General features: G+C 55.1%; 8 protein-coding genes. 4 read left to right on the top strand and 4 right to left on the bottom strand.

The window, feature by feature from the left end:
- Nucleotides 1-361 precede the first annotated feature (361 nt).
- Entirely contained in the window at nucleotides 362-1,204 is an 843-nt protein-coding gene (locus tag LW884_11355; GenBank protein ID MCE3008926.1) for a DUF4625 domain-containing protein, read from the top strand.
- A gap of 187 nt (nucleotides 1,205-1,391) precedes the next feature.
- Nucleotides 1,392-2,546: a class I SAM-dependent rRNA methyltransferase gene (locus tag LW884_11350; protein ID MCE3008925.1), complete on the top strand. Its 1,155-nt coding sequence runs from the start codon at nucleotides 1,392-1,394 to the stop codon at nucleotides 2,544-2,546.
- A gap of 24 nt (nucleotides 2,547-2,570) precedes the next feature.
- On the opposite strand, the gene LW884_11345 is transcribed toward LW884_11350, so the two are convergent.
- The 4 genes from LW884_11345 to LW884_11330 all read right to left on the bottom strand — a co-directional run bounded on the left by LW884_11345 (nucleotide 2,571) and on the right by LW884_11330 (nucleotide 6,043).
- Entirely contained in the window at nucleotides 2,571-2,954 is a 384-nt protein-coding gene (locus LW884_11345; GenBank protein MCE3008924.1) for a hypothetical protein, read from the bottom strand.
- A 69-nt stretch (nucleotides 2,955-3,023) separates the two neighbouring features.
- Nucleotides 3,024-3,830, bottom strand: a complete 807-nt coding sequence (locus tag LW884_11340) for a 4-hydroxy-3-methylbut-2-enyl diphosphate reductase (protein ID MCE3008923.1) — start codon at nucleotides 3,828-3,830, stop codon at nucleotides 3,024-3,026.
- A 153-nt stretch (nucleotides 3,831-3,983) separates the two neighbouring features.
- Nucleotides 3,984-5,267: an AarF/ABC1/UbiB kinase family protein gene (locus LW884_11335; GenBank protein ID MCE3008922.1), complete on the bottom strand. Its 1,284-nt coding sequence runs from the start codon at nucleotides 5,265-5,267 to the stop codon at nucleotides 3,984-3,986.
- Nucleotides 5,268-5,413: 146 nt separating this feature from the next.
- Nucleotides 5,414-6,043 carry a TetR/AcrR family transcriptional regulator gene (locus LW884_11330; protein ID MCE3008921.1) on the bottom strand — a complete coding sequence of 210 codons (630 nt, stop codon included), beginning with the start codon at nucleotides 6,041-6,043 and terminating at the stop codon, nucleotides 5,414-5,416.
- Nucleotides 6,044-6,537: 494 nt separating this feature from the next.
- Here LW884_11330 and LW884_11325 point away from each other — a divergent pair, with 494 nt between their 5' ends.
- Entirely contained in the window at nucleotides 6,538-6,876 is a 339-nt protein-coding gene (locus tag LW884_11325) for a hypothetical protein (GenBank protein ID MCE3008920.1), read from the top strand.
- A 163-nt stretch (nucleotides 6,877-7,039) separates the two neighbouring features.
- The coding region (locus LW884_11320; protein ID MCE3008919.1) for a hypothetical protein at nucleotides 7,040-7,651 on the top strand (612 nt) is incomplete at its 3' end.

Below are 7,651 nucleotides of genomic sequence, written 5' to 3'. Positions count from 1 at the left end.
ATACATATGGGCCCGAAAGATAGGGCTTTTGGCGGGCTGAAATTAGCAGCTTCCGCTCAACTATCAAAGCCCTGATGCAGGTAGGTACAGGCTTTTGGCTCCGGATAGATCAATAGGGAGTTGTTCATGCGTTTTCCTGTTGGGGCTTGACTAGCAGGTTTTCTTAGAAGTTAGGGGCTTGACTTACAAGGTAATTTCTTATACCTTGATAGTCAAGCCTCGGTAACACACCGGGGTAGGGCGTTATACCTCATGCCTTGATTTTAACTATTTTTATGAGTCGTTAACCTAGGTGTACAGGTACGTGCATTATATTTGCAACACAGTTGCATTAATTTCACTTAACCCAAACCCAAAGATCATGTTTCGCTTCAAGTACCTGTTTATTCTACTGCTCTCGCCCCTGGTGCTGGCTTGCAATCGGGATGACGACGACAACAAGGACAAGAAAGACACCAGTGCCCCGGTCATTAGCCTCATCAGCCCCGAGAGCGCTACTGCCACGGTAGCGGCCGGAGACACGTTGCGTGTAACGCTGCGCCTGACCGATAACCAAAACCTGAGCCAGCTGCAGGTAGACCTGCACAATGCCTTTGACGGCCATGCCCATGGCAAAACCAACACCACTACAGATACGTTGGACTACGATGCCGTAATGGAACTGAATGGCAAAGGAGATACCACCCTAACGCTGAAAATCCCGACACGGCCCAGCAACCAGCCTGGTGCCTACGACCTGATAATCAACGCCCTGGACCAGAGCGGAAATGAGGCTGCCTTCCTGGAAATAGAGGTTACGCTGACCAACAGTGCCTTCCCCACGGTATCAAACATTGTGCTGAACAAAGACGGCAGCCCCATTACCGGGGGTACAGACCATGCACACTTTGAGCTGGAAGAGCTAACCAAAACCCGCCTGCTAACCGGCACAGTAACAGCCAATGGCGGCGCTACCCTGCGGGAGATAGAAGTGCTGCTGGTGGAGGCCGCAGATGGCCATGCAAAAACCCTGCACAATGGTCCGGTAGAGCTGCTGCACCTGGAGGACCTGACCACTGCCAACCATACCCTGAACGAAACCCTGACCTATCAGAAGAGCACCGACCTGGGCCCCGACACGCACTATGACATGCAGCTGATCGTAACCGACAGCCAGAACCGGAGCCAGACCTTTGTGATCATGGATGTGCATATCCAATACTAAAGCATTCCTGTTTTCATCTTTCATTTTCTTTAGCGTTCGGGCCCCCCTCCACGGGGGCCCGGGTGTTTTTAAACGGCACAGGTCTATATCCCCACAGGTGGGTAGACGCTGGCAGCTGATCCCTACCCCCTAGGCCAAAGCCCGAAAGTACCCAGCCCGCAGGTGCATAATTGCGTAGCTTTGCGGTATGTATCCCGCCCTCTACTTAAAGTCTGGCCGAGACCGATCCATCCTACGGGGGCACCCCTGGGTATACAGCGGGGCAGTGGCCCGCGAAGAAACCCACGAAGCAGGCGCCATCGTACAGGTGTGTACAAATCTGGGCGAGGTGCTGGGCTATGGCTGGCTGGCACCGGGCCGGAACCTGCGGTGCCGTATTTTCCATCTGGGCGAAACAAGCCACCTGTTTGATACCGACTACTGGCAAGGCAGGCTAGAGGCAGCCTGGCAGCTGCGCCAGCAGCTGATGCCCCTGCAGCCCACCCCCACCACTGCCTACCGGCTGGTGCACGGCGAGGGCGATGGCCTGCCCGGCCTGATAATAGACCTGTATGCCGATGCAGCCGCTATACAGGCCCGGGCACCCGGGCTAGAGGCCCTGCTGCCCGTGGTACAGGCCTTCTTGGTACAAAAAGGGCTGAAGCACCTGGCCGTGCAAACCGAGGCCGATGAACAGGGCCGCTGGCTACAGGGCGGGGTGCAGGCACTATGGTTTTCCGAGGGGGGGCTGGAGTTTGGGGCCGACCTGGTGGGCGGGCAGAAGACTGGCTACTTCCTAGACCAGCGCGAAAACCGTGCCCTGGTACGCCGCTATGCACAGGGCCGCAAGGTACTGGATGTGTTTAGCTACGCAGGTGGCTTTGGCCTGCATGCCCTGGCAGGGGGGGCGGCACAGGCCACGAGCCTGGATGCCATGGAACGGGCAATACTACAGTGCCAACAGAACGCTGAGCGGAATGGGCTGACCCAAAACTATGAGGTGCTGCAGGCCGATGCGTTCCAGCACCTGCGCAGGCTGGAGCACGGCCGGTACGACCTGATTGTGCTAGATCCACCCGCCTTCACCAAAAGCCCGAAGACGGTGGACCAGGCCAGCCGGGGCTACAAGGATATAAACCTGAGTGCCCTGCGTGCCCTACCGGCGGGGGGGCTGCTCTTTACCTTCAGCTGTAGCCAGCACATGCCGGCCGATCTGTTTCGCAAGGTAGTGTTTGGCGCAGCGGTAGACGCGGGCAGGGCGGTGCGCATCCTGCACCAGCTACATCAGCCGGTAGATCATCCCGTATCGCTCTACCACCCCGAGGGCGAATACCTGAAAGGACTGGTGCTGGAGGTGGGCTAGGTACCGGGCGCAGTAGGCGGGGCACTAGGCAGCCTGCTGCCCGGCCTTTCGCTTCTGTATAAAGCCTAGCACATACACCACCATAGCCCCGAAGCAGGCAATGGCAAAGGCGGCAAATACCAGGTTTCGCCGGGCCAGTGTATCGGGGTCTATGCCGGGCTTTGGCGCCTTCAGGAAGCCCATATACAGGCTCATAAGGCCAAACAGCAGAGTGAGCACTACCACCAGGTGTGCCACTACCTTGTTCTCGCGCTTCAGGCCAGGGGTTAGCACCAGCAGCAGCAGGCCAAACACGGGGCCGATAAGGGCGGTGCCCGGGCGGCTTTCGTTGCTTAGGTAGCTGTACAGGCCCGCCAGGATGAGCAGTGCGGCACAGGCCAGGTTAGCGAGGTAGGGTTTTTTTATCATAGGGAGGGAATAAGCGTACTAAAATAATTTATTGAAACCACGGCAGTGGTGGGCCAGGGTGGTGCCCGCCTAGGCAGGTATGGGGTTGGTTCGTATAAACTGTGCTATCTCGTCCATCAGCCACTGGGGCGTGCTGGTGGCCCCGCAAATGCCCACATGGTCCTGTAGGCGGTACCAGTCGGTATTCACCTCGCACAGCTCACTCACAAAGTAAGTGCGTGGGTTTACGGATTTGCACACTTCATACAGCACCTTTCCGTTGCTGCTCTTGCGGCCCGCCACAAAGATGATGACATCATGCGCCTGGGCAAACTGCTGCAGCTGTGGCTCGCGGTTGCTCACCTGGCGGCAGATGGTGTCGTTCGCCTTGAAGGGTGTGCTGGCCTGGGCAGCGGCTATCCGGCGCTCGATCTCGGCCTTCAGGGCATAAAACTTGGCCGTGCTTTTGGTGGTCTGGCTAAAGAGTACCGTAGGCTTGGAAAAATCGATGGCATCCAGCTCTGCGGGCTCCATCACCACAATGGCTCTGCCCTGTGTCTGGCCCAGCAGGCCATTCACCTCGGCATGGCCAGGCTTGCCATACAGAATGATTTGTGTATCCGGCTCCACCGCGCCCCGCACCCTGTTTTGCAGCTTCAGCACCACGGGGCAGCTGGCATCTATCAGGGTCAGGTTATTCGCTATTGCCACCTCATAAGTGCTGGGGGGCTCGCCATGGGCGCGAATCAGCACCGTGGCATCCCGCAGCCCGGCCAGCTCCTCGTGCGTTATGGTCTGTAGGCCCTTGCGCGCCAGGCGCTCCACCTCCATATCATTGTGCACAATATCGCCCAGGCAGTACAGCTGCTTGTGCTCATCCAGGTAGTCTTCCGCCATCTCAATGGCATATACCACACCGAAGCAGAAACCGCTATTGGGATCAACCGTTACCGTAGGCACGTTCACAAACTGTTAACAGGAATGCGAAGCTAATAATTTTATCGAACGACAAAAAAATGTATGCCAACTGCCCGGATATGAGCGTAGGGGCTAAAAATCTCGATACTTGCAGCCTGTTTCCAGCACTACCTCCATCTGCTGAAAGAGGGCAAAGAGGCCAAAGTACGTGCGGTTGATAAACAAAAACTCGCGGCTGCCGCGCACCTCGCGGGTTTTGCTGATCTCGATGCCAATTTCGTTCACCTGCTCAAAAAAGCGCTTTTCGCCAAAGTTGAAAGTACCGGTGTGGTAGGGCTGGGTTACCAGGCCGATCATGCGGCTGAAGAGGCTCATGAGCTGATCCACCTTTGCGGGCTTGTCCTCCGGGCGCAGTATCTGAATCTTGCGCAGGATGCGCTCCGTTTCTACTTTATCCTCAAACAGGCCCTTGCGTGCCAGGTCAAAGTAGTCGTCGTACAGCTCGTTGCTCAGGGCCTTGGTACAGCCAAAGTCTAGCACACCCACCTCGCCTTTTTCGTTGAAAAGGAAATTTCCGGGGTGTGGGTCGGCATTCAGTTTTTTCAGCACGTGCATCTGGTACTCATAGAAATCCCAGATGGTCTGCGCAGCCTGGGTGCGGGTGGCAGGGCTAGCCGTTTTGAGGAAATCGCGCAGGTGAACACCCTCTATCCAGCTCATGGTAATAACGCGCTGGCTGCTATACTGGGGCAGATACTGCGGAAAGTAAATGCCTGGCAGATGCTGGCAGGCGGTGGCAAACTCCTGGCTGTTCTTTAGCTCCAGCTCATAGTTGCTCTCCTCCAGCAGCTTGTGCTCCACCTCATCCATGTAGGGGCGCATTTCGGCAGCACTGGCTTTTACAAAGGTGGGGGCTATGCGGCGCAGCATCTTCATGTCGCTGCGTATGCTATCGGCCACTCCGGGGTACTGTATTTTCACGGCCAGCTTTTGGCCGTCCTTCTTAGCCTCGTGCACCTGGCCCATGCTGGCAGCCTTTAGCGCGGTGGGGTTAAAGTGGTCGAACACCCGGTCGGGCGCCTGGCCCATACTGTGGGTAAAGGCCTTTACCGCCATGGGGGCACTCATGGGCGGCACACTGTACTGGGCCTGCTGCAGCACGCCAGTAAAGCTTTCGCTAAAGTTTATGTTGTCCATGCTCAGCATCTGGGCCACCTTTAGCGCTGTACCGCGCAGCTGCGTAAACTCGGCCAGCATGTCCTCTGCATTGGCGGCCTGTAGCTCGTCGCGCGAGGGGTTCTGTAGCAGTGCCTTTTTGCCATAGTGGGTTACATAGTTGGCCCCTACCTTGGCACCTGTACGCAGAAACCTGCCTGCCCGCTCTATTTTGCCCGTTGGCACTTTATCCTTACTCATACTGGCCTTTCCTACTGTGTTTCGTTATACGCTTAGTACCACGCCCATGGCGCTCCTTAATCCGCCGGTTGGCTGGCTGCCCCCAGCCCATTGCGCCAGCCCACGCAGGCACAGGCCTGCCACCCCGGCAAAACGCAGGGGCGAGCCTAAAACCGGAAGGGGTTTCGAACCCGCACATTCATTTTCTCCAGCTGATACTTTACCGTATCGGCCACGCTATCCAGCAGGTTTGGGCCTATCAGCTCCAGGGGCAGCTTGCTGTAGTGCTCTATGGCCTTTTCGGTTTCGGCAAAGCCCGCACTCGTATCGTGCAGCCAGATGTGGATGAGCTTTAGGTGCAGCTCCCACAGCATATCGGGGTAGTTTCGGCTCAGGGCCAGCCGGTCCTTTATGTCCTCGGCATCCAGGCCCTCTTGCACCAGCTCCTCCATCAGGGCTTTGAATGCCTCTCGGTACGGCTTCAGGATAGCCTTGTCCTGCACGGTGTAGTCGATAAACGTGCGTAGCCTGAGTGCTAGCTCAAAGAAGGTGAAGAAATAGCTGAGCATCTTCTGCCGGGCGGGGTAGCTGGCATACACCTCGCTCTCGCGCAGGGCAGCACTCACCTCCTGCCCCAGGTCTAGCCACAGCCGGGCACCCACCGCATCGGCACCCGAAAAGTACTGGTACAGCTCGGCCTCGGTAATGCCAGCAGCCTCGGCCACGGTGTGGGCATTTATCGGCTCATACTCGGTGTTTACAAGCCTAAGGTAGGCGGCAGTAATTTTCTCTTCCATCGTATTATGCATGTGGGATACTGGCTGATATAGAAAAAAACAAGGGGAAACGGCGGTGTAAACCCTGCCCCGAAACCCCACAACGAAACTTGTGTAAAAAACGTGCCGATCGAAATTCAAATCTCCAGCACAGCCGATCCACAGCTCGATGGCCTGGTATAGGCAGCTTAGGTCGCCTGCTGTGCCCAGGGCGGGCCAGGTATTTGCGGGCAACTTTTGGCTGGGGGGCAGCTTCCCCGTACGGGGCTACCGCAGCCCCGAAGCGCCACGCAAAACATTCTGGAAAAGGATAGGCCTGGCCCGCTAGGGTTTGCGCGATCCAGGTATTCCGGGTGCCCAGGCGGTTACCTCTGTGCAGTTCATACACCGTTTTCTACTGTTTACACCCTTTGTTCTGCCATCGATTTATCCTTATTTTTATACTGCACCATATTTCTATGTTGTATCTTCAGGATAGATTTTACTACCACTCCACCAGGCTCACGATTTCGCCGATGGTACTGGTACTTGTTCGCCCTGTCTTCTTTCTCCCACTCTTCCTGCTGCTCAGTGCGCTGTGCACTGCCTATGCCCAGTGTGTAAGCACCCTGGCAGGTAGCGTAGGTCAGCTAGGTAGTGCGGACGGCACGGGTACGTCCGCGCGTTTTGGTGGCCCATCCGGTGTAGCCGTAGATGCCACCGGCCATGTGTATGTGGTGGATGCCGATAACCACACCATCCGCAAGATCAGCCCGGCTGGGGTGGTAACTACCCTTGCAGGTATGGCTGGGCAGACGGGTACCCGGCCAAGGCCCGCAGCATATTTTGTTGGTTATTTCTATCGGTACGGCTAATGGCAAGCCCATCTTGTTTGGCTCTACCGCCAATGCCAGGATAACAGCTGATGTTATCGCCAAGATGATTAATAGCCAGACTAATGAGGTAACAATTAAGCGAGGTAAGGTAGAAGAATTTCAAAACAGAGAAGGTAATTGGCAGATTAAATTTCCATAGCGTATGGTACGTATAGTTTTCTTTTTTTTGCTGAGTCTGGGGCTTTTTCATCCGGTATTTTCTCAAACACCGGATGCACGCCAGTACGAGGTAATTCTGGCAAGAAATATAGGCAATGCCAAGAAGATAACAGGGGTTACTGCCATAGTTTCTTTTTGGGTAGAGTTTGCCGATCGGCCATTTACAGATCAACAGGAGGCCTACCTTGAAGCTTCCCTAGGAACGACAGCTCGGTACTTTTTGGATATTTGTATTTCAAACGGTCACTATGGTTCACAGTTTGATCTATATTCCAACACGCTTCCTAAAATCACCATAACCAAGAAGGCCCAAGTATATGCGGACGATTTTCCCTATAATCTGGTACCTCGTTCGGTAATGGATTCCGTACATCATAGTTTCATGAAGAGTAATTTTTTTGAAAACATAGTGTATGTCTTTTTTGTAAACGATACAGGCAAGGTATTTACGATTCCGGCTTTTGATGAGCATACGCTGGAATACTCGCTTGTGAATGTAGATATGGGCCTAAAGAATTGGATAAAGTATGATGAACTGGCCAATGTACTGGCCCATGAATTTTTGCATCAGTTTGGGGCTATCGATTTGTATTAT

The sequence above is a fragment of the Bacteroidota bacterium genome (assembly GCA_021300195.1).
Classification (GTDB): Bacteria; Bacteroidota; Bacteroidia; order J057; family JAJTIE01; genus JAJTIE01.
The sequence above is the reverse complement of the archived record's forward strand: the minus strand, read 5'-3'. Positions and strand labels throughout refer to the sequence as shown.

Excerpts from the sequence above, each read along its gene's own strand:
- LW884_11330 (MCE3008921.1), bottom strand. The coding sequence starts at position 6,043 with ATGGAAGAGAAAATTACTGCCGCCTACCTTAGGCTTGTAAACACCGAG.
- LW884_11345 (MCE3008924.1), bottom strand. The coding sequence starts at position 2,954 with ATGATAAAAAAACCCTACCTCGCTAACCTGGCCTGTGCCGCACTGCTC.
- LW884_11325 (MCE3008920.1), top strand. The coding sequence starts at position 6,538 with ATGGTACTGGTACTTGTTCGCCCTGTCTTCTTTCTCCCACTCTTCCTG.
- LW884_11335 (MCE3008922.1), bottom strand. The coding sequence starts at position 5,267 with ATGAGTAAGGATAAAGTGCCAACGGGCAAAATAGAGCGGGCAGGCAGG.
- LW884_11350 (MCE3008925.1), top strand. The coding sequence starts at position 1,392 with ATGTATCCCGCCCTCTACTTAAAGTCTGGCCGAGACCGATCCATCCTA.
- LW884_11340 (MCE3008923.1), bottom strand. The coding sequence starts at position 3,830 with ATGGCGGAAGACTACCTGGATGAGCACAAGCAGCTGTACTGCCTGGGC.
- LW884_11355 (MCE3008926.1), top strand. The coding sequence starts at position 362 with ATGTTTCGCTTCAAGTACCTGTTTATTCTACTGCTCTCGCCCCTGGTG.